This is a genomic window from Actinoplanes sp. M2I2 (assembly GCF_023544445.1).
GTDB lineage: Bacteria > Actinomycetota > Actinomycetes > Mycobacteriales > Micromonosporaceae > Actinoplanes.
This window is the reverse complement of record NZ_JALPVJ010000002.1, coordinates 1-25444: the sequence shown is the minus strand read 5'-3', so window position 1 is coordinate 25444 and position 25444 is coordinate 1. Positions and strand designations below refer to the sequence as shown.

The 25444-nt window shown below is 70.9% G+C and carries 21 protein-coding genes and 1 pseudogene; 15 read left to right on the top strand and 7 right to left on the bottom strand.

What is annotated here, in order from left to right; genetic code table 11:
- Positions 1-63 precede the first annotated feature (63 nt).
- Positions 64-1572, bottom strand: a complete 1509-nt coding sequence (locus HJC40_RS03860; RefSeq protein ID WP_249998250.1) for a hypothetical protein — start codon at positions 1570-1572, stop codon at positions 64-66.
- Positions 1573-1783: 211 nt separating this feature from the next.
- Here HJC40_RS03860 and HJC40_RS46540 point away from each other — a divergent pair.
- Positions 1784-2068 (top strand): annotated as a pseudogene (locus tag HJC40_RS46540) (hypothetical protein); the annotation flags it as partial.
- Positions 1978-2874 (top strand): alpha/beta fold hydrolase, encoded by an 897-nt coding sequence (locus HJC40_RS03855; RefSeq protein WP_249998249.1) that lies wholly within the window; start codon positions 1978-1980, stop codon positions 2872-2874. The pseudogene HJC40_RS46540 and the gene HJC40_RS03855, both read left to right, overlap by 91 nt.
- Here HJC40_RS03855 and HJC40_RS03850 read toward each other — a convergent pair.
- Positions 2863-8178 carry a non-ribosomal peptide synthetase/MFS transporter gene (locus HJC40_RS03850; protein WP_249998248.1) on the bottom strand — a complete coding sequence of 1772 codons (5316 nt, stop codon included), beginning with the start codon at positions 8176-8178 and terminating at the stop codon, positions 2863-2865. The two genes, HJC40_RS03855 and HJC40_RS03850, sit on opposite strands and share 12 nt — an antisense overlap.
- Entirely contained in the window at positions 8175-10886 is a 2712-nt protein-coding gene (locus tag HJC40_RS03845; RefSeq protein WP_249998247.1) for a type I polyketide synthase, read from the bottom strand. Before HJC40_RS03845 ends, HJC40_RS03850 begins: the two co-directional genes overlap by 4 nt.
- 193 nt (positions 10887-11079) lie before the next feature.
- Between HJC40_RS03845 and HJC40_RS03840 the strand changes: the two genes are divergently transcribed.
- The 3 genes from HJC40_RS03840 (at position 11080) to HJC40_RS03830 (ending at position 12949) form a co-directional block, all read left to right on the top strand.
- Positions 11080-11472, top strand: a complete 393-nt coding sequence (locus tag HJC40_RS03840; RefSeq protein WP_249998246.1) for a DUF3592 domain-containing protein — start codon at positions 11080-11082, stop codon at positions 11470-11472.
- A gap of 118 nt (positions 11473-11590) precedes the next feature.
- On the top strand, positions 11591-12445 hold the full coding sequence (locus tag HJC40_RS03835) for an aldo/keto reductase (RefSeq protein WP_249998245.1): 855 nt from the start codon (positions 11591-11593) through the stop codon (positions 12443-12445).
- Between the two features lie 156 nt (positions 12446-12601).
- Complete coding sequence (locus HJC40_RS03830) at positions 12602-12949, top strand: UBP-type zinc finger domain-containing protein (RefSeq protein ID WP_249998244.1); 348 nt, start codon at positions 12602-12604, stop codon at positions 12947-12949.
- Positions 12950-13169: 220 nt separating this feature from the next.
- Here HJC40_RS03830 and HJC40_RS03825 read toward each other — a convergent pair whose 3' ends face one another.
- A complete protein-coding gene (locus tag HJC40_RS03825) occupies positions 13170-13814 on the bottom strand; it encodes a hypothetical protein (protein ID WP_249998243.1) in 645 nt (214 codons plus the stop codon).
- 234 nt (positions 13815-14048) lie between these two features.
- Between HJC40_RS03825 and HJC40_RS03820 the strand changes: the two genes are divergently transcribed.
- The 10 genes from HJC40_RS03820 to HJC40_RS03775 all read left to right on the top strand — a co-directional run bounded on the left by HJC40_RS03820 (position 14049) and on the right by HJC40_RS03775 (position 22865).
- Complete coding sequence (locus HJC40_RS03820; protein WP_249998242.1) at positions 14049-14405, top strand: hypothetical protein; 357 nt, start codon at positions 14049-14051, stop codon at positions 14403-14405.
- Positions 14406-14565: 160 nt separating this feature from the next.
- Positions 14566-16149, top strand: a complete 1584-nt coding sequence (locus tag HJC40_RS03815) for a peptide chain release factor 3 (protein ID WP_249998241.1) — start codon at positions 14566-14568, stop codon at positions 16147-16149.
- 386 nt (positions 16150-16535) lie between these two features.
- Complete coding sequence (locus tag HJC40_RS03810) at positions 16536-17984, top strand: sensor histidine kinase KdpD (RefSeq protein ID WP_249998240.1); 1449 nt, start codon at positions 16536-16538, stop codon at positions 17982-17984.
- 34 nt (positions 17985-18018) lie between these two features.
- On the top strand, positions 18019-18453 hold the full coding sequence (locus tag HJC40_RS03805) for a roadblock/LC7 domain-containing protein (protein ID WP_249999410.1): 435 nt from the start codon (positions 18019-18021) through the stop codon (positions 18451-18453).
- Entirely contained in the window at positions 18450-18827 is a 378-nt protein-coding gene (locus tag HJC40_RS03800) for a DUF742 domain-containing protein (protein WP_249998239.1), read from the top strand. The genes HJC40_RS03805 and HJC40_RS03800 overlap by 4 nt, the downstream gene beginning before the upstream one ends.
- Positions 18805-19380, top strand: coding sequence for an ATP/GTP-binding protein (locus HJC40_RS03795; RefSeq protein WP_249998238.1), 576 nt, complete (start codon positions 18805-18807; stop codon positions 19378-19380). The genes HJC40_RS03800 and HJC40_RS03795 overlap by 23 nt, the downstream gene beginning before the upstream one ends.
- A 17-nt stretch (positions 19381-19397) precedes the next feature.
- Positions 19398-19943 carry a GAF domain-containing protein gene (locus tag HJC40_RS03790; protein ID WP_249998237.1) on the top strand — a complete coding sequence of 182 codons (546 nt, stop codon included), beginning with the start codon at positions 19398-19400 and terminating at the stop codon, positions 19941-19943.
- Positions 19944-20338: 395 nt separating this feature from the next.
- On the top strand, positions 20339-21925 hold the full coding sequence (locus HJC40_RS03785; RefSeq protein ID WP_249998236.1) for an acyl-CoA dehydrogenase family protein: 1587 nt from the start codon (positions 20339-20341) through the stop codon (positions 21923-21925).
- Positions 21926-22311: 386 nt separating this feature from the next.
- Positions 22312-22479, top strand: a complete 168-nt coding sequence (locus tag HJC40_RS03780) for a hypothetical protein (RefSeq protein WP_249998235.1) — start codon at positions 22312-22314, stop codon at positions 22477-22479.
- The gene (locus HJC40_RS03775; RefSeq protein ID WP_249998234.1) at positions 22476-22865 is read left to right on the top strand and encodes a hypothetical protein; all 390 of its coding nucleotides are present in this window, start codon (positions 22476-22478) and stop codon (positions 22863-22865) included. The genes HJC40_RS03780 and HJC40_RS03775 overlap by 4 nt, the downstream gene beginning before the upstream one ends.
- 76 nt (positions 22866-22941) lie before the next feature.
- On the opposite strand, the gene HJC40_RS03770 is transcribed toward HJC40_RS03775, so the two are convergent.
- The 3 genes from HJC40_RS03770 to HJC40_RS03760 all read right to left on the bottom strand — a co-directional run bounded on the left by HJC40_RS03770 (position 22942) and on the right by HJC40_RS03760 (position 25162).
- On the bottom strand, positions 22942-23391 hold the full coding sequence (locus tag HJC40_RS03770; protein WP_249998233.1) for a YsnF/AvaK domain-containing protein: 450 nt from the start codon (positions 23389-23391) through the stop codon (positions 22942-22944).
- Between the two features lie 58 nt (positions 23392-23449).
- Positions 23450-24232: a PRC and DUF2382 domain-containing protein gene (locus HJC40_RS46020; protein ID WP_249998232.1), complete on the bottom strand. Its 783-nt coding sequence runs from the start codon at positions 24230-24232 to the stop codon at positions 23450-23452.
- 171 nt (positions 24233-24403) lie between these two features.
- Positions 24404-25162 carry a TetR/AcrR family transcriptional regulator gene (locus tag HJC40_RS03760; RefSeq protein WP_249998231.1) on the bottom strand — a complete coding sequence of 253 codons (759 nt, stop codon included), beginning with the start codon at positions 25160-25162 and terminating at the stop codon, positions 24404-24406.
- Between the last annotated feature and the right edge of the window lie 282 nt (positions 25163-25444).

Sequence of the window (25444 nt, the reverse complement as noted above, 5' to 3'; positions counted from 1 at the left end):
TGATCGCGTGATCGCTCATCGGCATATCCACGAACCCGAGTCGCTGTGGGTGGTAGGCCCGGGTCAGTCCATGGCGTCGAGTTCGGTCCGGAGGCTGTCCGCTTGGTGCCTCAGCTCGCTCGCCCGCCGTTTGTTCGCCTTGTTCCGGCCCGGCCCAGCGGCCAATCGCCGGGCCTGCGCGAGCAGCGCGTCGGCCAGGCCTCCGAGTCCGGCTGCCCGATGCGTGCCGAGCGCTTGCCGAGCGACCCCGACGGCCTCCTCCCCGAGGGCCAAGGCTTCGGCCGCCCGGCCTGCCCGATCCAGCCGCTCGGTCTGCTCCTGCACCAGGTACGCGTACCGCGGCAGCACGCCGGCCCGGTTGGCTTCGGCGGCCTCGCGGATCAGGCGTACGGACTCGTCACCGGTCTCCAGCGCAGCAGCCGGCCGGCCGGCCGCGCCCTGCTTGTCCGCCAGGATCGACAGCGACAGCGCCAGACCCGGCAGGTGCACGGCTCGGTTGTCGGCGACCAACTCCCGACGCAGATCGACCGCTTCTTCCACGAGCGCTGTGGCGTTCTCGGTGTCGGAAACAGCCGCCAGGTCGCTGACCGCCTCAGCGAGCCTGGGCAGGTAGCTGCTCCGCTCTTCGGCGGCCAGTTCCCGGTAGATGGCCACAGCCTCCGCGACCATTTCCACCGATTGTTCGGCCTGGCCGAGGGCAGCAAGCCGGCCGCCATGCGACCGTAACGCCGAGGCGAGCTGCGCTCGGTGCCCGGACTGGGCCGCCACCAGGATGCGGCTGATCGCGACCGCCTCCGCGGTCATCGCCGACGCCTCGTCATGGCGCCGGATCCGGGACAGGACGATCGAACAGTTGCTCAACGCCATGGCCAGCTTCTGCAGCCGGACCAAGCGGTCCACGCCCGGAATCTCGCGATGGAAGGCGACCGCCCGGGTGGCGGTCTTCGCCGCCTCCGTCCAGCGGCCGATCGCGTAGAGCCGATTGGCGTGGTTGAGCAGAATCCGCCCGGACACGGCGTGAACCGCCAGGGACGGCTGCTCCGCGGCGAGCGTCTGCCACATGCGCAAGGCCCGCTCGCTGATCTGGTACGCCTCTTCAGGTTGCCCGGTCTCGGCAAGTGACGCCGACAGAGTCGCCAGGCTGTCGGCCAGCCCGGTGTCGGATCGCAGGCGGGGCAGCTCGATCAGCTCCCGGCTGCGGGCCAGGGCCTCCTGCGCTCGGCCCGATTCGAGCAGCCTGTCGGCCGCGATAATCAACGCCCTGGCCAGCAACGGGACGTCGTGGGCAGTGCGTGCCAGGCTCAGTGCCTCCTCGGCGAGCTCGAGCGCGGCCCTGTGCCGCCCGATCCCGGCCAGATACCACGACTGGTCGGCCGTGGCTCGAGCGAGCAGGGGCAACGCTTGCCCCGGGGCCCGCCGGGCGACGTCGCGCACCATCCGAAGCCCGCGTTCGCCAGTCTCGGCCGCCTCGTCCCGGCGGCCCGCGATGGACAGCCGGGTCGCCTCGTCGATCAGCCGTCCAGCTTGCCGCAACTGTTTGTCCGAGAACGCCTGCCGCCATCGTCCGACCATCGGGCGATCCTAAGTTCTCCAAGGGCCGAACACACCAGACCTACATACCACCGAAGACGAATCCATGATCCGCAGGACCGTCCACCCATGGCTCGACCCCATCTGCTCAGCCCGGATACGACAGTCGAAGCCCTGGTCCTCCTGATCGGAGCCCTTCCGGCAGGTCGGCAACCGCCGCACCCGACACGCTGATGGCCACGGTTACGGACTCGGCCTGGCGATTGTGCGCGCGGTAGCCGAAGCGCACGGCGCGACCATCACCGTCGGCCCCGGCCCGCCGGGGGCATCGACATCGACGTCACGTTCCCCGACCGGGACAGTCGACTCGATGATCGGACTCCCCCGCTCGCCGACGCTCCGGGCCGCCGGGTGCGTGCCACCAGGCTCGCGGGGTAGAGAGCACTTGTGTTCGAAGATTTCGCAGACGAGCAGGTCGATGTGGGTGAGGTGGCCTTACGGGTCAGACACGCCGGCGAGGGGCCGCCCGTTCTCCTGATCCATGGCCATCCCCGGACCGGCTCCACCTGGCACGCCGTCGCCCCGCGACTGCTGGCGCGGGGTTTCGCTGTCGTGTGCCCGGACATGCGCGGCTATGGCCGGTCCGACAAGGCCGTCGTGCGGAGCGATCACTCACAACAGTCCAAGCGCGCGGTGGCCCTCGACCTGGTCCGGCTGATGCAGAGACTGGGTCATGCGACGTTCGCCGTGGTCGGGCATGACCGCGGCTGTTACGTGGCCCTGCGACTGGCGTTGGATCACCCCGCCGTGGTGAGCAGGCTGGTGGTGATGGACGGAGTGCCGATCAGCGAGGCCTTGGCAAGGTGCGACGCCAAGTTCGCCCGGGATTGGTATCACTGGTTCTTCTACGCTCAACCGGACAAGCCCGAGCAGGCGATCCTCGCTGACCCGGAGGCCTGGTACGGCGGTCATCCGGACACCATGGGCGCGGAGAACTACCAGGAGTACCGCGAAGCCATTCGGGATCCGGCGACGGTCGGAGCGATGCTGGAGGACTACCGGGCGGGTCTCACCATGGACGTCGAGCACGAGCAAGCCGACCGACGTGCCGGGCGGACCATCTCGTGCCCGACGCTGTTCGCGTGGTCGACCGAAGACGACATGGAAGACCTTTACGGCGACCCGTTGAGCATCTGGCGAGGGTGGACGAACGATCTTCGCGGCACGCCGATCCCATCCGGGCACCACCTGGCTGAGGAGAACCCGGCAGCTCTCAGCGCTGCGCTGATCGACTTCTTGACGCCACCGGCTTCCCCTGAGGGCGCCTCGCCTTCACGTTCGTGATGACACGGGAGCCGGCTCGTCGCGGCCCAGCGAGCGCAGCCCGATCAGGTCGTCGGGCGTGGCGTCGGGGCTGTCGTCGACCAGGTGGGGCAGCCGCGACCGGACCGCGGCCACGGCCAGCAGCGTGACGGCCACCGCGAGCAGCACGTACAGCAGGGCGATCTCCCGCCCGGGACCGGCGCCGACCAGCCCGGCGGCGGCCGGCAGCGACCCGGGCAGTACCGCTGCGTACACCGCGACCAGCCCGAAGCCGACCGGCAGAGCCGACCACGCGACCATCGTGCCGAGCGCGAGCACCGGGCCCAGGTACCGCTGCGGCACCTTGACCTCGACGATGGCGGCGTGGATGCCGTTCAGCACGGTCATCGCCAGCGCGAGACCGAACACCCCGGCGCCGATCGCCACCAGCCCGGTTTGCAGGCCCGTCACCAGGGCCGAGGCGGCCACCCCGAGCGTGCACAGCAGCACCGCGCGCATCCGGTGCCGCGCCGGTCCGCCCCACACCGTCATGACGGCTCCACCCAGCGCGCCCGCCAGGCCCGAGCCGAGCAGGACCCAGCCGAGGCCGGCCGGTGTGCCGGTCGCGAGCACCAGCGGCGCGATCAGTAGGAACAGCGGGGACGCGACGAGGTTGAGCACCGCGAAGAAGATCAGCATGCGGCGCAGCCGGGTGTCCCCCCACGAGTAGCGGAACCCGGCCTTGATGTCGGCCGTCATGGTCCCCGCTCCCGGCCACGCCCGGGTCTGCGGGAAGCGGACCAGGACCGTGATGGTGATCGCGACCGCAGAGGCCAGCACAGCGACGACCAGGGCGCCCGCCAGGCCCACGGCGGCGGTCAGCCCGGCCGCCGCGGCCGGCACGATCAGCCGGCCCGCCTGCCGGGCCACGTCCACGACGCCGGTGACGTGGCCGAGGTACCGCTTGGGGGCGAGGTGCGGCAGGGCGGCGTGGAAGGCGAGCCACTGGAAGGCGACCGCCACCGACAGCAACGCCAGCAGCGGGTAGACGAACCCGATCCGGAGGTTGCCGGTCCAGACCAGGAGACCTGTCAGCAGCTGCAACGCGCCCGCGCCGGCCTGGCCGGCGATCAGGACGGTACGGCGGTCGACGCGGTCCACCACCGTTCCGGCCCGCGGCGCGACCAGCAACGCGGGCGCCAGTGCGGCCACGCCCGACGCGGCGAACTGCACGAGCGAGCCGGTGGACTCGTAGATCCAGAACAGGACGGCCAGCGCGGTCAGCGCCGAACCGAGGATCGAACCGAGCTGTCCCGCTCCCGCCGCCAGGAATCGGCCCACCGCGGGCCGGGGTTCGCCGGCCACGTCGGGCGGGTCCGCCTGCGAGACGTCGACCAGGCGCCACCCGTCGCCACCGGCCGTCCCGCCGGCTCGGACGGCCGGATGGGTGGTCGTGACGATCTCGGCCAGTTCGGCCGCGCGGTACTGCTGGAAGTAGTGCCCGGCCTCGTCGAGCACCACCATGGCGGTGGTGTCGCTGAGGAAGTGCCACTCGCGGAAGCGTTCCGGGTAGTGGTCGGAGGCCGGGTCGTGCTCCCCGGCCACGCTGATGACCGGCGCCCGCAGGCGCGTCACCGAGGTGCCGAAGAGCCGGGTGAAGTAGTCCTCGGCCGCCTCGGTGTCGCTGCGGGTGTCGCGGACGATCTGCCGGGCCCGGCCGGGGTCGATGTCGCTCAGGTCGAGCCCGAGGCCGGTCAGCCCGTTCGCGTACGCGCGGTCGCTGCGCAGGGCGTCGGGGTTGGCCAGCCGGCCCAGAGCGGCGACCAGGCCCTGGCGGGGCCGGGCGAACGGGAAGATGGCGCCGATGTAGACGGCTTCCGGGACGCGCCCGGCCGCCTCCAGCTGCCGGGCGATCTCCACGATGAGCGCCGAGCCGACACCGCAGTGCCCGTACAGCGCGATCGGCCCGGCGACCTTCTCCTGGATCTCGCGGACGCATTCCGCGGCGACGTCCTCGATCGGCGTGCGCTGCTCGTCGACGCCCACGTCGCGGCCGGGGATGGCGACCGACCACAGCGCGTGCGTGGCCGGCAGCGCGTCGGCCAGTGCCTTGTAGGCCATCGCGCTGCCGCCGCCGTACGGGACGGCGACGTAGCTGAGCACGGGCCCGGCCGTCGCGTGCGGCGTCAACCGGTGCAGCAGCGCACTCTCGGTGCTCGTACCGGCGTCGAGCCGGGCCGCGAGCCGGTGGATCGTCGGATGGGTGAACAGGTCCATCACGGCGATCTCTCCGACGTCCGGCAGCGCGCGCCGGAGCCGCTCCACCACCTTGATCGCGAGCAGCGAGTGGCCGCCCAGGTCGAAGAAGTTGTCGTCGATCCCCACGTCGTCGCGGCCGAGAACGTCCGCCCACACCCCGTGGATCGCCCGCTCCACGTCGGTGCCGGGCGACGTCGGCGCGCTCCCCCGCCCGGCGGGCGCCTCGGGCGCGGGCAACCGTCCGCGGTCCACCTTGCCGTTCGCGGTCAGCGGCAGCCTCGGCAGGACGACAAAAGAGCTGGGCACCATGTACGCCGGTAGCCCCTCGGCCAGGTGTGACCGCAGCCGCGTCGGGTCGGGGGCGGCTCCGGGCTCGGCTACGACGTAGGCCACGAGCTGGGCTCCGCTGCCGGACCCGTACGTGGTCACCAGGCACTCGGCCACCTCGGGGTGACGGCTCAGGTGGGCCTCGATCTCCCCCAGCTCGATCCGGTAGCCGCGGATCTTGACCTGGGCGTCGGCCCGGCCGAGAAACTCGATCACGCCGTCGGACCGGTACCGGCCGAGGTCACCGGTGCGGTAGAGGCGTTCGCCGGTACGCGGGTGGGTGACGAACGCCGCCGCGGTGCGCTCCGGGTCCTTCCAGTAGCCGGTGGCCACTCCGGCGCCACCGATGTAGAGGTCGCCGGGCACCCCGACCGGGACGTCGCACCGGCCGCGGTCGAGGATGTGGAACTGCTGGTTGGTCAGCGGCCGGCCGTACGGGATCGAGGTCCACGACGGGTCGACCGGCCCGATCGGATGGAAGATCGACCAGATCGAACCCTCGGTCGCCCCGCCGAGGCTGATCACCTCGACGTCCGGGGCGAGGGCACGGATGCGGTCGGGCAGCGTCGGCGGGATCCAGTCGCCCGACATCATCACCAGCCGCAACGAGCTGAGGTCGGTTCCCTCCTGCTCGGCGTGCTCGACCAGCAGCTCCATCAGCGCCGGCACCGAGTTCCACACGGTGACCCGCTGATCGGCGACGATCCGGGCCCACGCGGCCGGGTCCTTGTCCTCGGCCGGCCGGCCCAGGACCAGCGTGGCGCCGGCGGCCAGCGTGCCGTAGACGTCGTAGACCGACAGGTCGAAACTCAGCGCGGACAAGGCGAACACGCGGTCGCCGGGTCCCACCCGGAACCGCCGGGTGATGTCGCGGACGGTGTTGAGCGCGGCCCGGTGCTCGATCATGACGCCCTTCGGCGTGCCGGTCGAGCCGGACGTGAAGATCACGTACGCGAGGTCGCCGGGCTCGGCCGGGCCGGCCGGCGGCGTGCCGCCCGACTGCTCGGTGACCGGCAGTACGACCAGTCCCTCCGGCCAGGTCAGCCGGGAGCTCAGCGCCGGCTGGGTCAGCGCCACGGTGCAGCCGCCGCGGGCGATGAGCTCGTGACGGCGGCGCTCGGGCAGGTCGGAGTCGACGGGCAGATAGGCGGCGCCGGCCTTGTTGATGGCCAGCACCGCGACAACCTGCTCCCATCCCCGTTCCATCACGACGGCCACCAGGTCACCCTTGGCGACCCCGGCGGCGACCAGCTGCGCGGCCAGGTGATCGGCCCGCCGGTCGACCTCGCCGTGGGAGAGCTGACCGCCGGGGTGGATCAGCGCCGGGCGGTCCGGGGTCCGGTGCGCCTGCTCCTCGACCGGCGTGTGCAGGCACTGGTCGGCGCCGAGGTCGGCGCCGGTGTCGTTCCACTGTGTACGGGCAAGGCGCTCGTCGGCCGTCAGCAGTTCGTAGCTCGAGATGGGGGCGTCCGGGTCGGCGGCGATCCCCTCGAGCAGGACGCGGAAGTGCTCGCCCAGGCTCGCGACGGACTCGGCGGTGAACAGCTCGGTCTTGTAGGTGATCAGGAACTCGCCGTCGCCGGCGGTGTGGAGCTCGAGGTCGAACCGGGTCACGACGTACGGCAGGTCGACGTCGCCGGCGACGGTCAGCGACGGGTGGCTGGGCCGGGCATCGTCATAGCTCTGCAGCGACAACACGACCTGGAACAGCGGCGACCGTGACACCTCACGCGGCACGTTGAGTTCGGTGACCAGGCGCTCGAACGGCACCTCCTGATGGGCGTACGCGTATGCGGCCGTGGTCCGGACCCGCTGGAGCAGCTCGACGAACGTCGGGTCCCCCGACGAGTCGACCCGCATCGTCAGCATGTTGACGAAGCAGCCGATGAGCCCGTCCAGCTCGGGCACCGGCCGACCGGCCGTGGGCGAGCCGATCGTCACGTCGTCCTGCTGCGCCCGCCGGCCCAGCAGCATCGCGAACGCCGCCAGCAGGACCATGTACGGCGTGGCCCGGTGCCGGCGCCCGAGCCGGAACACTGCGTCGAGCACGTCCGGCGCGACCGAGAAGTGGTGCGCGGCGCCGGTGTGGGTCGGCACCGGGGGCCGGGGCCGGTCGGTCGGCAGTTCGAGCGGCACGACGCCGGCGAGCTGCGTCCGCCAGTAGGCCACGTCGCGGTCGGTGTCGGGCCGGGCGCGCTGCCACGCGGCGAAGTCGCGATAGCGCACCGGCAGGTCCGGCAGCGGCTCGCCGGCCAGGCCGGTCAGCACCTCGTCGAGAAGGAGCTCGGTGGACCAGCCGTCGGCCGCGATGTGGTGCACCGCCAGGGCGAGCACGTGCTCGTCCGGGCTGATCGTGATCAACTTGGCCCGGGCCACGGGGCCGGCGGCGAGGTCGAACGGTTCGGCCAGGAAGGCGTCGACGAGCGCGGCCAGGGCGTCGCCGGACCCGGCCTGCGCGGTGCTGAGCGGGATCGCGCCGTCTTCGTCGATGAGCGCGACGGGCCGGCCGTCGACGGTGGCCGGGAAGCGGGTCCGCAACGGTTCGTGCCGCGCGGCGACCCGGTTCAGGGCTTCCGCGAGTGCGGCCGGATCGACCGTGCCGCGCAGCCGCCACGCCTCCGGGATCGTGTACGCCGTCGTGCCGGGCGCGTACGCCTCCATGAACCACAGGCGTTCCTGGGCGAACGACATCACCGGTTCGCCGTCGGGCGCGACGGGGATCGTCGCCGGGGTCGCCGGCAGCTCGGTCTGATCGTTCACGGGGCTTCCTCCGAGGTCGGCACGTCGGGACCACTCACCAGCGCGGCCAGCTCGCGGATCGTCGAGTGGTCGAAGAGGTCCATGATGGTCAGTGGTGGGATGTCCGGTCCCAGTGCGGAACCGAGCCGGGTGATGACGCGGGTCGCCTGCAACGAGTGCCCGCCGATCTCGAAGAAGTCGTCGTCGACGCCCACGCGGGGCACGCGGAGCACCTCGCACCACACCTCGGCGATGGTCTTCTCGGTCGCGGTACGCGGGTCCGTGTCCGACGCGCCGGCCCCGTCCGGCGACGCGGGTGTCCCCGGCGTGGGCTCGTCCACCGCGAAGCGCTCCCGCTGGAACGGGTACGCCGGCAGCGGCACCCGCCGGGGCGACCGGCCGCTGTGCAGCGCGGCCCAGCGCACGGGGAGCCCGGCCTGCCACAGCGCGCCGGTGCTCCGGAGAGACTCGGCATGCCCGGCGGCGTCCGGCAGGCTCCGCAGGGTGGTGCGGCCGGATCCGTACCCGGGATGCTGCCGGGCCAGGCGACCCAGCGAGTCCCCCGGGCCGACCTCCAGCAAGATGCCGGCGGAGCTGTCGAGCAGGGTCCGCAAGGCGTCGGAGAACCGGACGGGCTGCCGCAGACGCCTCACCCAGAAGGCCGGGTCGCCCGCCTCCTGCGCCGTGACCGGCGCACCGGTCCGGTCGCAGACCCAGGGAACTCGCGGCGGGCTCAACCGCACGGCCGCCACCGCCTCGGCGTACTCCTCGAGCATCTCGCCGGTGAACAAGGGTGCGTCGGCCCGAGGTGAACGACTCAGGATCCGGGCCCGCGTGAGCACCAGGGACAGCGCGCCGGCCCCGGTCAGCACGCCGGCCGAGACCGCGGCGGCGTACCCGCCGGAGCCGTACCCGAGAACGGCGTGCGGACCGACTCCCCGGGACTCCCACAGCTCGGCCAGGGCGCGCTGAACGGCGAACAGCGCGGGCTCGGCCACGGCCGGCGTGGCCAGCCGGGCCTGCGCCTCGGCCTCATGGCCGGCTTCCGGACAGAGCACCGTTCGCAGGTCGAGGCCGAGATCCGCGGCGGCCCGATCGGCGCAGTCGTCGAGGACCGCACGGAAGACCGGCTCCTGCCGGTAAAGCTCCCGGGTCACTCCCACCGGCAGGCCGTCCGGGCCCGGAAAGAGGAACGCGACCTGCGGGGTGTCCGTCGCCGGGGTCACGGCCGCCTGCGGTCGTCCGGCCAGCTCGGTCAGAGCCCGAACCGCCTCGTCGCGGTCGCGGCACACCACGAAGGCCCGGTGGGCGAACTCCGCACGGCCGGACTGCAGCGTCCACGCCACATCAGCCAGGGCGACCGGGTCCCGTCGCAGCCGGGCGCTCAACCGCGCCGCCGACTCGGCCAGGGCGCGGGCCGTCCGCGCCGACAGCGGCAGCAGGTGGTGGCGGTCGTCGCCGGAGGACAGATGCCCGACCGGCGCCTCCTCCACCACGAGGTGAGCGTTGGTCCCGCCGATCCCGGTGGAGTTGATCCCGGCGCGGCGGGGCTGCTCACTGCGGGGCCACGGCGTCGCGTCGCTCGTCACCCGGAACGGGGTGGCCGGCAGATCGAGGTGCGGATTCGGACTCCGGAAGTGCGCCGTGCCCGGAAGAACGCCGTGGCGCAGCGACAGCACCACCTTGATCAGGCCGAGGACGCCGGCCGCGGCGTCGGCGTGGCCGATGTTCGACTTGACCGACCCGAGCAGGCACCGCTGCGGCGTTCCCGGCCCGAACGCCTCGGAAAGCGCGCGGACCTCGATGGTGTCGCCGATCGCGGTGCCGGTGCCGTGCGCCTCGACGTAGGCGACGGTGTCCGGCTCCACGCCCGCGAGCAGGTACGCCGAACGGGCCGCGGCCACCTGCCCGGACACGCTGGGTGCGGTGAAGCTCACCTTGCCCGAGCCGTCGTTGCTGAGCCCCGATCCCAGGATCACGGCGTCGATGTGATCGGAGTCGGCAAGCGCGTCGGAAAGCCGCTTGAGCACGACGACTCCCGCCCCGTCCGCGCCGACCATGCCGTCGGCGTCCGCGTCGAAGGGCCGGCAATGGCCGTCCGGCGAAAGGAGGTCGTCGGCCTCCTCGGCGCCGGCCGCGCCCCGCAGGGTGACTCCCCCGGCCAGAGCGAGGTCGGTCTCGCCGCCGAGCAGAGCCTGACAGGCCAGATGGACCGCGACGAGCGAAGTGGAACAGCCGGTGTGCACGGTGACGGCCGGGCCCCGGAGGTTCAGCTGGTATGCCACCCGGCCGGTCAGGAAGTCACGGCTGGCGGCCAGCCGCAACTGCTCCTCCGACTTGCCCGGGAACCGGTGGCGTTGCGCCCGCAGCACGGCGAAGTGGTCGGTCTCGCCGCTCCCGGCGTAGACGCCGATGGCGCCGGAGTAGGTGCCGGGGTCGTAGCCGGCCTGCTCCAGGGCTTCCCAGGCGCATTCGAGGAACACCCTGTTCTGCGGATCGAGCACCTGCGCGTCGGACGGCGCGATCCCGAAGAACGCGGCGTCGAACCGGTCGCTGCCGGCGATCAGGCCGTACCGGCGTCCGGTGCCGGAACGAGTGGTCAGGTCACGACCGGCGACGAGCGCGGCCCAGAACTCGTCGAGGTCCGCGACACCGGGTATCCGGGCGGCCAGTCCGATGACGGCCACGGCGTTCTGCAGGTCCTCGTCAGCTTCGGCGGTAACGGCCATGTCTCCTTCACAGTCGTCCGCGCCCCGGTGGAGGCGCTGTCGTTCGGTGGATTCGACAGCGAAAGCCTCACGGCGGCCGGTGAACGCGGCGTTGATCCGCTGTGGACACGGCCGGTATAGATAGGGAGCGATGGTCTCCGGCGCCGGCCCGGCCTCCGGTGCGCACGACACGAGCGAGTGGGATCATGCGGTCATGGATTCGGGGGTCCTCGTTCTGGTCACGGGCGTGGTCCTGGACTGCGTCGGAATCGTCCAATTCTGGCGAATCGGTAAGCGGCGGCGGACGAGCGTCGCGTCGGTCGGCACAGTGGTGGGCCACGACGAGAGCCACGACGACGGCACGCTCTATGCCCCGGTGATCGCGTTCGTCGACGAGGACGGCGCCGCGCGGCGGTTCACACCGGCCCTGCGCTCCAGCCGGCGGATGCACCAGGTCGGGCAGGAGGTCCCGGTGACGTACCCGCCGGGGCGCCCGGACGCCCCGCGGCTGAGCTCGCTCACCCACAACGCGTTGCTGGCCGGTCTGCCGCTGGCTTTCGGCGCGGTGTTCACCGTCTTCGGCCTGTTCGGATTGCTGCAAGGGTGACCGCCCCGGCCGCCCGCGACGAGGAGACGGACGTCTCGGTACGGTCCCGGGCGCGCGAGCGCTACCAGGACTAGCGTCGGGTGGGTAGCTACACGTAGTGACGCGCGAAGGAGTCAGGGTGAGCACACCACAAGCCGGTGCAGCGGGCACCATCGACGTCGGCGGCGACTTGACCGTCAACCGTCTCGGCTACGGCGCCATGCGGATCACCGGGGACGGCATCTGGGGCGACCCGAAGAGCCGCGACGAGGCCAAGGCCGTTCTGCGCCGGGCGGTCGAGCTGGGCGTCAACTTCATCGACACGGCCGACTCGTACGGACCTGACGTCAGCGAGACGCTGATCGCCGAGGCCCTGTACCCGTACGCCGATGACCTGGTGATCGCGACCAAGGGCGGTCTGGTGCGCCCCGGCCCGGGCAACTGGCAGCCCGACGGGCGCCCGGAACACCTGAGGGAGGCGCTCGAGGGCAGCCTGCGCCGGCTGCGGCTCGAGCAGATCCCGCTCTACCAGTTTCACCGGCCCGACCCCCGGGTGCCGCTGGAGGACTCGATCGGCGCGCTGGTCGAGCTCAAGGACCAGGGCAAGATCCGGCACATCGGGGTCTCCAACTTCTCCGAGGAGCAGCTGCGCGCGGCTCAGCGGTTGACCCCGATCGTCTCGCTGCAGAACCGCTACAACGTCGACGACCGCAAGTCCGAGTCGCTGGTCGACCTGTGCGAGCAGGAGCAGCTGGTCTTCCTGCCGTGGGCGCCGATCCAGAACCTGGACAGCAACTCCGCCGTCCAGCAGGCCGCCGCGAAGTACGGCGCCACGCCGCACCAGATCGTGCTGGCCTGGCTGCTGGCCCGCTCGCCGAACATCCTGCCGATCCCCGGCACCGGTTCGATCGGCCACCTGGACGAGAACGTGGCAGCGGCCGAGGTGCACCTGACCCCGTCCGAGGTCGCGGCGATCAGCGGTCTGCGGAGCTGAGAGCGACGCCCCTCGCCCCGTCGCACCCGGCGGCCGCGAGGGGCACGCCGCACCGGCCGGCGACATTTATCAGAAGGCACTGAATGGCCTCTTATTTGTCAGTGAATTGGCACTTTTATTAGCGTGCGGACGCGCTTTCAAGGTAGCTTTCCGAGCGTGTCGAATTCTTCTGTCAATGTCGATGTGCCGCCGTCGGGAACAGGCTGCGTCGAATGCCTCGCCACCCGGAGCTGGTGGCTCCACCTGCGCCGATGCGCCGAGTGCGGCCACGTCGGGTGTTGCGACAACTCGCCGTCCCAGCACGCGACCGCTCATCACCGGGCCACCGGGCATCGGGTGATCCAGTCGTTCGAACCGGGCGAGGACTGGTTCTTCGACTACCGCGACGGGCAATTCGGGTCGGGCCCCGCCCTGGCGCCGCCGTCCAGCCACCCGGCCGATCAACCCGTGCCGGGACCGGCCGGCGCAGTGCCGGTCGACTGGGAGTCGCGGCTGCACGACTGACGCCGGCCGACGCCACCATCCGGGAGGCACGCCCATGCTTGGCGACCACCCCCGCCCGCCCGGGATACCGGCTGCTGCGCGGGCAGGTCCGGGTGTCCGGCGGCGCCGTGCGCTTCGGCGGGCACGACCCGCTCCGGGTGCGGGCCCGGCCCGGGGGCGCCCGGCGCCCACCGGTCCGGCTTCCGTCGCCGAAAGCCGGACCGGTGGCTCCGCTGGTGGATCAGCTCGGCGGGGAGCTCGGCGCGTACAGCCGCCACACCTGGGCCGGCGCCGGCGACGAGAAGTTGTAGCTCGAGGTGTAGACGCGGTAGAGGTTGCCGGCGTACGGATCGGCCGCCGAGGTGCTCAGCTGATAGCCGCTGGAATCGTTCTCGAGGCGGAAACGGTTGGTGCCGGACTCGAATTTGATGTCCCACTGGTGACTGGAGATCGGGTTGTTGGCAGCCGTGTAGGCGCCGTAGGTGCCGCTCGCGCCGCCGGAGGGAGTGCTCGTGTTCCCGCTCAGCTCCCATTCGAAGCCGTCCCAGGTCTGGCGGTTCGTGATGGTCGTGGTGCGCCCGTAGACGGACGCCCAGTCGGCGTAGATGTACCACCACTGGCCGATCGTGGCCGCGTTGCAGACCGCCAGGTAGACCTTGTGCGTTCCCGCGCCGCTGGGCGAAGTGTCCCCGTTCGCGCTCAAGCAGTGCCGTTTCCCGTCGCCCACGTCCCCGTCGTAGTAGTCGTTCATCAGCATGTACCAGCCGTCGGCCGCGGCGAAGGCCGGCGATCCGCCGATCAGCGCGACCGTCGTGGCGACGAGGGTGAGCAGGCCGGCGAGGGCGGCCGAGGCGAGGCGCCGCCCGGCTGGGAAGGACTTCTTCATGGATCTCCTGTCCGGAATGGATCGTCGGGACCAGGACCGATCATCGATGAACGTCATCGGCGGCACCGTCCCGCACGGCGACGCCGGGGTGAACACGAGATGTACTTCGGCCGCGCGCGAATGGCCGGGGTCCGGGGGCTTGACCGGCCCGCGTCGTCGCCACCGGCGAACCCTGTGGGACGCGGACGTGATTAACCGGTTAAGACCGGCGACAGTCCGGGTACCCATGGATGCATGTCGATTGATAACGAGGATTTGAGGAACTGCCCGGCCCGGATCACGCTCGACGCCGCCCAGCTGGCCTTCTTCAACGAGCTGCCGGCGGACGCGCCCAGCGTGCAGTCCGAGCTCGGCTGCGAGCTCGAACTGGGACATCCCGGTTCGCACGCGGCGCTCGGCCATCACGTCGACACCACGACGTGGTGGATCCAGTGGACCCTCAGCGCGTCCGAGATCAACCCCTACACCTGGTGCCCGGCGAAGACCCCGACCCAGGCGGAAAGCCGCGGCGAGGAGGACTGCGCGCTCTTCGACGGGCACCCCGGCAACCACGTCTCCCTGCGGCTCCACCGGCGCGACGAGGCCGCCTGAAACGGTTCAGCGGCGGCACGGCACAGCGGCTCGCGGGCGCTCCACGCCCGGCGAGTAAGGTTGGAGGGCTGGGCACGACATGCTGTCGGGCCGGCCGGCGCTATCGAGCGGCGGGATGCGCGTTCGACGCGTCGAGACTGTGGATGTCGAGGAGTGGTTCGTGAGTCAGGTGCTGGCGTCGGGTACAGGGGTCGCCGTCGAGGCGAAGCGCAGGCGGACCTTCGCGGTGATCTCGCATCCGGATGCCGGCAAGTCGACGATGACCGAGGCGCTGGCTCTGCACGCGCGGGTGATCGGGCAGGCCGGCGCGGTGCACGGCAAGGGTGACCGCCGGGGCGTGGTCTCCGACTGGATGTCGATGGAGCAGCAGCGAGGCATCTCGGTGACCTCGGCCGCGCTGCAGTTCTCCTACCGCGACACCGTGATCAACCTGCTCGACACCCCGGGCCACGCCGACTTCTCCGAGGACACCTACCGGGTGCTCACGGCGGTGGACAGCGCGGTCATGCTGCTGGACGCGGCCAAGGGGCTGGAACCGCAGACGCTCAAGCTGTTCGAGGTCTGCCGGCAGCGCAGCATCCCGGTGATGACGTTCATCAACAAGTGGGACCGGCCCGGCCACGACGCGCTGGCCCTGATGGACGAGATCGAACAGCGGATCGGGCTGCAGCCCACCCCGCTGACCTGGCCGGTCGGGGTCGCCGGGCACTTCCAGGGCGTGATCGACCGTCGCACCGGCGTGTTCACCCGGATGCAACGCTCCCCCGGCGGCGCCGATCTGGCCATCGAGGAGGAGATGAGCGCGGAGGAGGCGGCTCAGCGGTACGGCGCGGACTGGACCGCCGCCACCGAGGAGCTCGAACTGCTGGCGATGACCGGCGCCGACCACGACCAGGCCTCGTTCCTGGCCGCCACGAGCACGCCGGTGCTGTTCGGCGCGGCGGTCGCCAACCTGGGCGTACGGCAGCTGCTGAATCTGCTGGTGGAGCTGGCCCCACCGCCGGCGGCGCGTCCCACCGTGGCCGGCTCTGATCAGCCGGTCGACGGCCCGTTCTCCGGGTTCGTGTTCAAGATCCAGGCGAACATGAACAAGGCCCACCGCGACCAGGTGGCGTTCATGCGGGTCTGTTCCGGCCGTTTCGAACGCGGCATGATCGTCACCCACGGGACCACCGGGCGACCGTTCACGACCAAGTACGCCCAGCAGATCTTCGGCAAGGACCGCGACACGATCGACGAGGCGTACCCCGGCGACGTGGTCGGGCTGGTCAACGCCACCGCGCTCGGCATCGGCGACACCCTGCACGCCGGGACCCCGGTGCAGTACCCGCCGCTGCCGTCGTTCCCGCCGGAGCACTTCGCGGTCGTCCGCACCTCCGACACCTCGGCCTTCAAGCGCTTCCGTCGTGGCATCGAGCAGCTCGACGGCGAGGGCGTGGTCCAGGTGCTGCGCTCCGAGCAGCGGGGCGACCAGGCCCCGGTGCTGGCCGCCGTGGGCCCGATGCAGTTCGAGGTGGCCACCTACCGCCTCGAGGCCGAGTTCGGCGTGCAGGTGCAACTCGACCATCTCCCGTACGAGGTGGCGGCCCGCACCGACGCCGCCGGCCGCGACATCCTGCGCTCCGAGGTCAACGTCGAGGTCATGACCCGCGTACGCGATGACGCCCTCCTGGCCGTGTTCCCCCACCGGTGGCGGATGCGGACGATCGCCGGCCGGCACCCGGACCTCCGACTCGACGCCTGATCCCACCAGGGAAAGCGCCGCCGCCCGTCCCGCAAAGCCGAATGATCACCCTATTCACATTCGCTTTTGCGCGCGGCCGACCGCATTTTCCGTCCCCTCTCGGCGCTTTCGGCGATCACCGATCCGATAGATCCGCACGACCGCGCCGACCCTCCTCGGCCCGGGATCCGGATCGTCCGCAGACGGTGGCCAGCAGGACCATAACCTGGGCCCGGGCCTTCTGTCACCGCCGGTTCACCCCATTAGATGACACGGCCCAGCATCGAGTCCGAGCGATTCATCAGATTGATGCCGGGCGACATTCCCGCCTTGGTGGCGCACCGTCCGGCCATTAAAGTAAGGGCCTTCACACGGACATTGCCGCATCACCAAGAACAAGGATGCTCATGCCCGACACTCCTTATCTGATCGCCGTCCTGGCGGTGCTGGCCGCGGTCGTCTTCGCCGTCTGGGCTTTCCGGCGGTCGAGCGGACCGGCTGCCCCGGCCGTCGAGGACCGGTCCCCCCTCGCCGAGACGCGGTCGGACCTGGCCGCGGCCCGTTTCGAGGTCGACCGGCTCACCGAGCGGCTCCGGCAGGCGCAGGCCCAGGCGCTGGAGGCCGCCTGCGGGCCGGCGGGATCCGCCGGCGGACGGCACGTCGAGGTCTTCGTCAACCTGTCCCGGCGGCTGCAGTCGCTGGTGCACCGGGAGATCAAGCTGCTCGACGCGCTGGAGAACGAGGTCGAGGACCCCGACCTGCTGAAGGGCCTCTTCCAGGTCGACCACCTGGCGACCCGCATCCGGCGGCACGCGGAGAACCTGGCCGTGCTCGGCGGGTCGGTGTCGCGCCGGCAGTGGAGCCGCCCGGTCGCGCTGACCGAGGTGCTGCGTTCCGCGATCGCCGAGGTGGAGCACTACTCGCGGGTGAAGCTGGTGCCGCCGATCGACGGCACGCTGCCCGGGCACGCCGTGGCCAGCGTCATCCACCTGATCGCCGAGCTGATCGAGAACGCGACGATGTTCGCGCCGCCGCACACCCAGGTGCTGCTCCGCGCCCAGCAGGTCACCTCCGGGATGGCGATCGAGGTCGAGGACCGGGGGCTCGGCATGCAGCGGGCCGACCTCGACCGGGTCAACCAGCTGCTGGTCAACCCCGAGGACACCAACCTCGACGACCTGCTCCGGGACGGGCGGATCGGGCTCTACGTGGTCTCGATGATCGCCCGGCAGCACGGGATCGTGGTGCAGCTGCAGACCAACATCTACGGCGGCACGCAAGCCGTGATCATCGTGCCGCAGCTGCTGATCGGCTCGTCGCCCGAGTCCGAGCCGGAGGCGCAGCGGCCCCGGAGCCTGCCCGCGGCGCAGGAGCAGCCCACGATCCAGGAGGAGCGGCCGCCGCTGCAGAAGCGTGTTCCGGGGCGGGAGCGGCTCCCGGTGCGGGAACGGCCGCTGAACCCGGCCGAGGACGCCGGCGTGACCATCCAGCAGTCGCTCTGGCCGGCCACCGTGCCGGCTCGCCCCCGACCGGCTCCCTATCCCGCGGCGACCGTTTCCCCGGCCCATGCCCGGCGGACTCCGGCCGGGCCGGGACCGGCCGGATCCGGTCAGGCCGCCGTGCCCCGGCAGGTGTCCACCGCGACCGCCTCCGAGCAGCCGACCCAGCCCACGCCGTCGCGGCCGCCGCTGCCCCGCCGCCGCAGCCAGACCCACATGGCCCCGCAGCTGCAGCTCGGCCCGCCGCGGCCGGCCACGGAGCCCGCCGGTGACCATCAGCCGGGCCTGATGGCGTCGTTCATGAACGGCGTCTCCCAGGGCGAGGCCGACCCGCCCGGTCCCCGAAGTCATGGCTGATCCCCGCCCCGTCCTCAAGGAAGGCCCGGCTCTCATGTCGCGCACCGATTCCGCCCGTACGTCGCAGGACCTGGTCTGGTTGTTGTCCGGCCTGGTCGACCGCGTCCCGGACACCAGGAGCGCCCTGCTCCTGTCGTCCGACGGGCTGCGCAAGGCCGCCCACGGTCTCGACGACGACGGCGCCGACCACCTGGCCGCGGTCGCCTCGGGTCTGTTCTCGCTGGCCCGCAGCGCCGGCGCCCGGTTCGGCGGCAGCGACGGGGTCCGGCAGGTGGTGGCCGAGCTGGACGATGCGTTGCTGTTCGTCTCGGCGGCCGGCTCCGGGGCCGTGCTCGCCGTCATCGCGGGGAAGGCGGCCGACCCGGGCGTGCTCGGCTACGAGATGGCCCAGATGGTCAAGAGCGTCCGGCCGTACCTGTCGACGCCGGCCCGGCAGGAGCCTGACTTCCCGGGCGTGCGCGGACGGTGACTGTGCTGGGGACCGACGAGGAGCACTGGTTCGACGACGCCGCGGGACGGCTCATCCGGCCCTACACGGTGAGCGACGGCCGGACCGAACCGACCACCCGGATGGAGCTGCTGTCGATGGTGATCGCGACCGGCCACCGCCCGCACGGTCAGCTCGGCCCCGACCACGCCCAGGTGCTCGGGCTCTGCGGCAGCGTCACCACGGTCGCCGAGGTCGCGGCGCGGCTGAGACTGCCCGCGGTGGTGACCAAGATCCTGCTCTCCGATCTCGTGGACTGGGGCGCCGTGGACGCCCGCTCCCCCGACCCGATGGCTGATTCGACCAACCTGGCGGTACTGGAGACCATCCTCAATGCTCTCGAACGACGGCTCTGACGGCTTCCCGTCCGCGCTCAAGCTCCTGATCGCGGGCGGCTTCGGCGTGGGCAAGACGACGTTCGTCGGTGCGGTCAGCGAGATCGAGCCGCTGCACACCGAGGAACTGCTCACCACCGCGAGCGTGGGCACGGACAAGCTGACCGGCGTCGAACGCAAGTCGACGACCACGGTCGCGATGGACTTCGGCCGGATCACGATCAGCCAGGACCACGTGCTCTACCTGTTCGGCACCCCCGGGCAGGAGCGCTTCTGGTTCATGTGGGACGAGTTGTCCAGCGGCGCGATGGGCGCGGTCGTGCTGGCCGACACCCGCCGGCTGGAGGACTGCTTCCCGGCCGTCGATTTCTTCGAGTCGCGCGGCATCGGGTTCCTGGTCGCGGTCAACGAGTTCGACAGCACCTACCGGTACGAGTCGGACGACGTACGCAGCGCTCTGGATCTGAAGCCGGACATCCCGATCATGCTCTGCGACGCGCGGAACCAGCGCTCCGCGACCGGCGTGCTCGTCAATCTGATGCACCACCTCATCACCTCGCAAGCCTGTCGATGACCGAACGGAGCCCCGGCATGATCTACGACCTGTCCGGACACCATCCCCTCACCCCGGCCGACCCGGAGGTGCCGGCCCGCCTGAGCCGGCTGCGGGAGCTCGGCCTGGGCGAGGGCCCGGATGCGCAGCTGGACGAGTTCGCGCGCCGGGTCGGCGACATCACCAGGGCGCCGCTGGCGATGGTGAACTTCATCCAGGAGGACCGCCAGTATCTGGGCGGCCTGTACACCGGCTCGTCCATCCCGACGGCTCTCCAGGTCGGTCTGGGCGGCCGGACGTTCTCGCGCGAGCACGGGTACTGCCCGCACGTCGTCGTCCGGCGCAAGGCTCTGGTGCTCGACGACGTCTGCGACTATCCCCGGTTCGCCGGCAACCCGGTGGTCGACGAGATCGGCATCCGCTCCTACCTGGGTGCGCCGCTGATCGATCGGACCGGCGTCGCGCTCGGCACCGTCTGCGTGGTCGACATCGAGCCGCGCCCCTGGGGCCGGCCGGGGCTGGAAACGATCAAGGCGCTCGCCACCGAACTGGTCGCCCAGATCCAGGCCCGCGAAGGAAAGTAGCGAAACTTCACTGAGGGCGACGAGGCGACCCCATTGAGCAACGGGGGGTCCGGCTGTAGAGTTCGGTCGGAAATAGACCGACTCACATTGAAGGGTTCAGATCGGCCGGATCACGCCTCGCGCATCTCGACCACCACCTGGACGGTAGGGCCGCCCAGGACTCGCGGCGACCTGCCGCCACACCGGACAGCCGCCCACGCGCGGCCATGACCGCCCGTCGGAGCAGCGACAGCATTCCTGCCCGACCGATTGCGGCATCCCCGGGGCCACGGTCCCTCCGGTTCAGTTCCATGGATTCACAGGACGAGTGCGCGCGCCTGAAACCAAGAAGGAATGCACCGCCGGCCATTCCCCGGCCGCGGCATTCTGGTAAGAATCCCCCCGAGGAGCGCACGATGGACACGGAATTCCTCAGTCAGGACGCCGTTCTCCCAGCAGCTGCGAGTGACTGGCCGGAACCGTCATCGACGACGGGGATGCTTCATTTCCTGCGCGAATACGCTCAGAACTTCCTGAACTCCCGATTGATGGACGAGCGCCGCGCCCTGCCTCCGGCGATGATCGCGGATTTCGCCGAGGTCGGCCTGCTCGGTCTGCAGGTCCCCCGGCACTACGGGGGGCAGGACCTCTCCCACACCGACATGAACCGGGTGTTCACCCAGCTCGGAGCGATCGATGCCAACCTCGCCGTGTTCTGCGCGGTGCACAACACCCTCGGGATAGCCCCGATCCTGTTGTCCGCGACCGACGAGGTCAAGGCCTGCGTGCTGCCTCGCCTGGCCAAGGGACAGGCGCTGACGACCAGCGCGATCAGCGAGCCGGGCATCGGCTCCCACGTCCGGGGCATGACCACCGGCGCGATGAGGAACTCCGACGGCTCTTACACGATCAACGGCACCAAGAAATGGATCTCCCTGGGCGGCGACGCGCGCTATGTGAACGTCTTCGCCGGTCTCCGGGATGAACACGGCCGGTCCCTGGGCATCACCGGCTTCCTGGTCGACAGCCGCACACCCGGTTTCGCCATCGGTCCGGAGATGCTGACGCTGGGCCTGCGCGCGGTGCCCCAGTACGACCTCAGCTTCACCGACCTGCGGGTGCCCCCGTCGGCGCTGCTGGGCGTCGAGGGAGACGGTCTGGCCACGGCCAAAGCGGCTTTCATGGGCGGCCGGGTGGTGCTCGCCGCGATGACGCTGGGAGCGGCCATGCGGTCGCTGGAGCTGGCCCAGAGATTCGCCAAGGGCCGGGAGGTGGCCACCGGCTCCCTGGCCGAGAACGGCCGCGTACGGGAGATGCTCGCCGAGGCCGGTGCCGCGGTCCAGGCGGTGGAGGCGCTGATCGCCCGGATCGCGAGGTGGCGGGACGCGGGCCGGGAGGTGCCCGACGCCTGGTATTTCTGCGCCAAGATCCTGGGTTGTGAGCTGGGCTGGAGCGCCATCGACACGGCCCTGCAGGTGCTGGGCGCCCGGGGCTTCCTCGACACCAACACCGTCGGCCAGCACTTCCGCGACTACCGGTTGTTCCGGATCTTCGAGGGCTCCACCGAGGCGATCATGGTGTATCTCGGCACCACGCTGGTCCGGGCTCCCGACGAGTTCACCCGGCTCGTCGACCAGGCGAATCCGGCCGCGCACGTGCTCAAGCTCATCGACCAGGTCGCCGACATCGCCGCCGATCGCCCGGTCGACGCCGCCGCCCGGCACATCCACGCGGCCGTCGTCGGCGAGCTGGTGTGCTGGACGCTGCTCACCATGGTGACGAGCGACGCCGCCCATCGGTCGGCGATGCACGGCTACACCGCCTCGTGGGCCGAGCACCAGCTGCAGCAGAGACTTCGCAACGCGCAGCTGGGTTTCCACCGGGATCTGCCCACCCGCGCCGAGTTCGCGGACCACGTGGCCGGCTACGCCGAGGTCATCGGGGATGTCGGCCAGCGGCGCTGGCCCGGCGAGGAGTGGCGGGCCGATCCGCTGCTGGCGTGACGCGATCGGGGAGCCCACGCCCCGGCGAACTGCCGCCTCCTGTTCCGCCGGCCTGTCGACAAACATGCGGGCGTAATCAGCCGCGTCCTGTTTAGCGCATAAACCTCGCCGGGCCGGCCACACGGTCCCGATCGGATGATCGGGGCGCAGCCACGCCCTGGTGAGCGAAAAAATGCGTACGGACGTGATTGAGCAATGCCCGGGTGGGGACTCTTGAGTCTGCGGCAGGCCCTGTCGCAAGCGCACGCCTTTCCGGCACCACTCCGAGCCCTCGGGTTCGGTCCCGAGCACGAGGGCCGCCGGACGACAGCATCGGGGAAGGGCAGCGGACAAGGGCCGAGCACCGCATGACCGGACGAAACGACGCCGCACCGGGGAGGCAGGCGATGAGGCTCGTGGTGAAGAAGATCAAGCATGGACAGCTCCAGTTCGCCGTCATCGCGCGCGGCCAGATCGTCGCCGCGCGGGAGACTCCGACCCGGCAGAGCTCGGCGACCGAGATCATCGCTTCGATCCGGGACAACAGGCAGCAACACGAGAGGACAAACCCATGAAGGTGATCAGATTCGCGGCCGGCCTCGCCGTCGGATACGTGCTCGGCAGTCGCGCGGGCCGGGAGAAGTACGAGCAGATCGTCGCCGCGGCCCGTAAAGCCCAGTCCCACCCCGCCGTGACGCAGGCGCAGGAGAAGGCCAAGACGCTCCTGAGCGCCGATTCCGGCTCGTCGGATTCGGCCACGGACGGGCAGCCCGCCGGAACGCCGAAGTCGTCCCTCGAAGCGGCGCCGACCACGTCGCCGGACGTGACCACCGAACCGGCGCCGGAAAGCTTCGAGGTGACGGTTCCGACCGGTAACGCGGTCCCGCGGCCACCGCGCCGGTCGACCAAGAGCACTCCTCCGGCGGCGGCGCCGACCGTGATCGTGGACCCGCTGGCCTGACGCTCGGGCGCACGCGTGCAGTGAGGGCCAAGCGACGTGTCGCTTGGCCCTCACTTCGTCTCGACCGATGTTCTCCTCAGCCGAGGGTGGTCGGTGGCCGGCCGGGCAGGTCGACCTCGATCCGTTCCTTGAGCACGTCGCCGGTCGCGATGTGCTGCTCGGTCTGCACCAGCTTGGCCAGGCGGACACGTTCCACCGGCACGATCTCGGTCGTGATGACCGGCCGTTCCTCGTGCAGGACGACCTCGAAGATCACACCACCGTCGGGGCCGCCGAACTCCTCGAGGGTGCCGAAGACATCGGGATCCTCCACCGGCGTCCGAAGGTGGTCGCCGATCGGCTCGCGCTCCAGGCGGAGCTCCTCACGACGGATCTGCACGGTGATCTGCACGTCCTCGGTGACCACGTACTTCCGCAGTCGCGCCCGGCCGGTCTCGAAGACCTCGGTGCCGGCGACCAGGCGTTGCTCGGAACGGGTCATCGCATCGTCGCTGCCGGGCACCGCCGGCGGCTCCGTCGGGTTCATGTCGCCTCCGCCTTCGTCGAGTTCGGTTCTCGTGCCGTGAAGCTGGGCCGGCGGGCGGTCAGCGCCGGCCGTCGGGGCCGTCGAACTCGATCTGCTCCTTGCGCACCTCGCCGCTGACCGTCTCCTCGTCCCGCACGGTTTCCTTGTCGAGCCGCACCCGCTCGACCGGCACGGTCTCCGTCTCGACGACGGGCCGCTCGGCGCGCAGGGTCACCTCGTGCTCGGACTCGGTGATCTCTGCGCCGGCGTACGCGTCACCGCGGTTGGCGTCGGTGATCGGTTCCCGCTCCAGCCGCACCTCTTCCCGCGAAACCGGCACGCGGACCTGCTGCTGCTCGGTGACGACGTACTTGCGCAGCCGCGCCTTGCCGGTCTCCTCGGTACGGGTGTCGGCGACCAGACGTTCCTCCGACCGCGTCATGGCGTCGTCGCCCGTCGTCGACCGGGTGCGGTGCTGCTCCTCGTCCTGCCGGGCGTGGCCGCCGGTCGTGCCGGTGCCGTAGTCCGCACGGCCCGACCCGGTGTTCGTGGAACCCACCTTGTAGTAGCTGTAGAGCTCGTTCTCCTCGGTGTGGCTCAGGTTGCCGTCCGGGTCGATCCGCGGAGCGTCCTTGACGGTCGCCTTGTCGTAGGCGACCGTGATCCGGTCGTCCGAGACACGAGCCTCCTGCAGCGGGACGAAGGTCTCCTTGGTGCCGAACAGCCCGGTGCGGACGGCCACCCACTCGGGGTCGCCGGTGTCGGTGTCGAGGTAGATCTGGCCGACGGAGCCGATCTTGTCACCGTCGGTGCCGTACACGTCGGCGCCATCGAGGCGGGCGAGATCGTTCTGCGTGATCACAGTGCATCCTTCCGGGGGGTTTACAACGTCCACAAAAGAGGGCGGAGAGCGTCGTGGAATCGAGTCGGAAAATCGCTCGATCCGGGTGACGCCCTGCCCTGACTCTTGAAACGTGCCCCGGCGTTTACGCGATAAACAGCATCGCCGGAATTTCCCCCTGACCCGGTCGGGTCACTTGCCCTCGGTGAGCCGGGGCGGGCGCCGGCGACGGGGCAACAGCAGCGCGACCCGGTCGAGAAGCGCCTCGAGGGCTTCCTCGAAGTCCTCGGCCGCGACGTCGACCGACAGGTGCGGCTCCAGGCGCTGCAGGATCGGATAGCTGGAGAGATCCTCGAGCGGCGTGACGTCGGGTTCCTCCACCGGCCCGGTCTCGACGCCGCGCGCGGAGACCTCGAGCAGCAGGTATCCCAGCAGGAAGCTGCTGAACGCCCGGTAGACGGCGGCGGCGTTCTCGTCCGAGAAGCCGGCCTCGATCATGACCTCGAGCAGGGACTCGATCCAGCGCAGGCTGCGCAACGGGGGCCGGACCCAGGGCGCCGCGGGCGGGCGGGTCGCCACCAGGGGAAAGACCTCGGGGTGGGCCAGCGCGATCCGGCGCAGCCCGTGAGCCAGGCGTTGCAGGTAGTCCACCCACCCGGCATGGGCCTGCAGGTGCACGTCGGGGTCGGAGAACAACTCGTCCACGACCGATTCCACGACGCCGTCGAGCAGGGCTTCCCGGCCGGGTACGTGCCGGTAGAGCGCCATACCCTCCACACCGAGGTACGCGCCGAGCCGTTGCATGGTGAGCATCCGCAGGCCGTGCTCGTCGATGAAGCGGACGGCGGCCTCGATGATGCGACGCTGGTCGAGAGCGCTCCGGCCGGTGCTCGCGGTGAACGGCACGGCCGCGGACGCCCCGCGGCCCCTGGGTGTGTCCCGCTCGGTCACGGTGCGCCTTTCCGCTACGTCGGTGACGGCTTACCGGCCAAGTCTTTCAGAGATCACGTCGCGGACATCGAGGGACGTTCCCACTTCCCCGGTCCGGGTCGCCCGCCGGCATCGCTGGTGGAGCCGTCGAGCCGGCTCGGGACCGGATGACCCACCAGGGCCCCGGCAAAGTCGTGATCATGTCCGACTTGGGTCGATCAGGGTAGAAGCGCCTCGGTTGGCGGCAGCAAGACGGGCATGACCGGTTCAGAAGATCATCAAGGTTCCTACGCCATGCTGATC

Bases quoted from the DNA above. Each gene is read 5' to 3' on its own strand.
- HJC40_RS03860 (WP_249998250.1), bottom strand. From the start codon at position 1,572: ATGGTCGGACGATGGCGGCAGGCGTTCTCGGACAAACAGTTGCGGCAA.
- HJC40_RS03845 (WP_249998247.1), bottom strand. From the start codon at position 10,886: ATGGCCGTTACCGCCGAAGCTGACGAGGACCTGCAGAACGCCGTGGCC.
- HJC40_RS03840 (WP_249998246.1), top strand. From the start codon at position 11,080: ATGGATTCGGGGGTCCTCGTTCTGGTCACGGGCGTGGTCCTGGACTGC.
- HJC40_RS03825 (WP_249998243.1), bottom strand. From the start codon at position 13,814: ATGAAGAAGTCCTTCCCAGCCGGGCGGCGCCTCGCCTCGGCCGCCCTC.
- HJC40_RS03820 (WP_249998242.1), top strand. From the start codon at position 14,049: ATGTCGATTGATAACGAGGATTTGAGGAACTGCCCGGCCCGGATCACG.
- HJC40_RS03810 (WP_249998240.1), top strand. From the start codon at position 16,536: ATGCCCGACACTCCTTATCTGATCGCCGTCCTGGCGGTGCTGGCCGCG.
- HJC40_RS03805 (WP_249999410.1), top strand. From the start codon at position 18,019: ATGTCGCGCACCGATTCCGCCCGTACGTCGCAGGACCTGGTCTGGTTG.
- HJC40_RS03795 (WP_249998238.1), top strand. From the start codon at position 18,805: ATGCTCTCGAACGACGGCTCTGACGGCTTCCCGTCCGCGCTCAAGCTC.
- HJC40_RS03790 (WP_249998237.1), top strand. From the start codon at position 19,398: ATGATCTACGACCTGTCCGGACACCATCCCCTCACCCCGGCCGACCCG.
- HJC40_RS03785 (WP_249998236.1), top strand. From the start codon at position 20,339: ATGGACACGGAATTCCTCAGTCAGGACGCCGTTCTCCCAGCAGCTGCG.
- HJC40_RS03780 (WP_249998235.1), top strand. From the start codon at position 22,312: ATGAGGCTCGTGGTGAAGAAGATCAAGCATGGACAGCTCCAGTTCGCC.
- HJC40_RS03775 (WP_249998234.1), top strand. From the start codon at position 22,476: ATGAAGGTGATCAGATTCGCGGCCGGCCTCGCCGTCGGATACGTGCTC.
- HJC40_RS03770 (WP_249998233.1), bottom strand. From the start codon at position 23,391: ATGAACCCGACGGAGCCGCCGGCGGTGCCCGGCAGCGACGATGCGATG.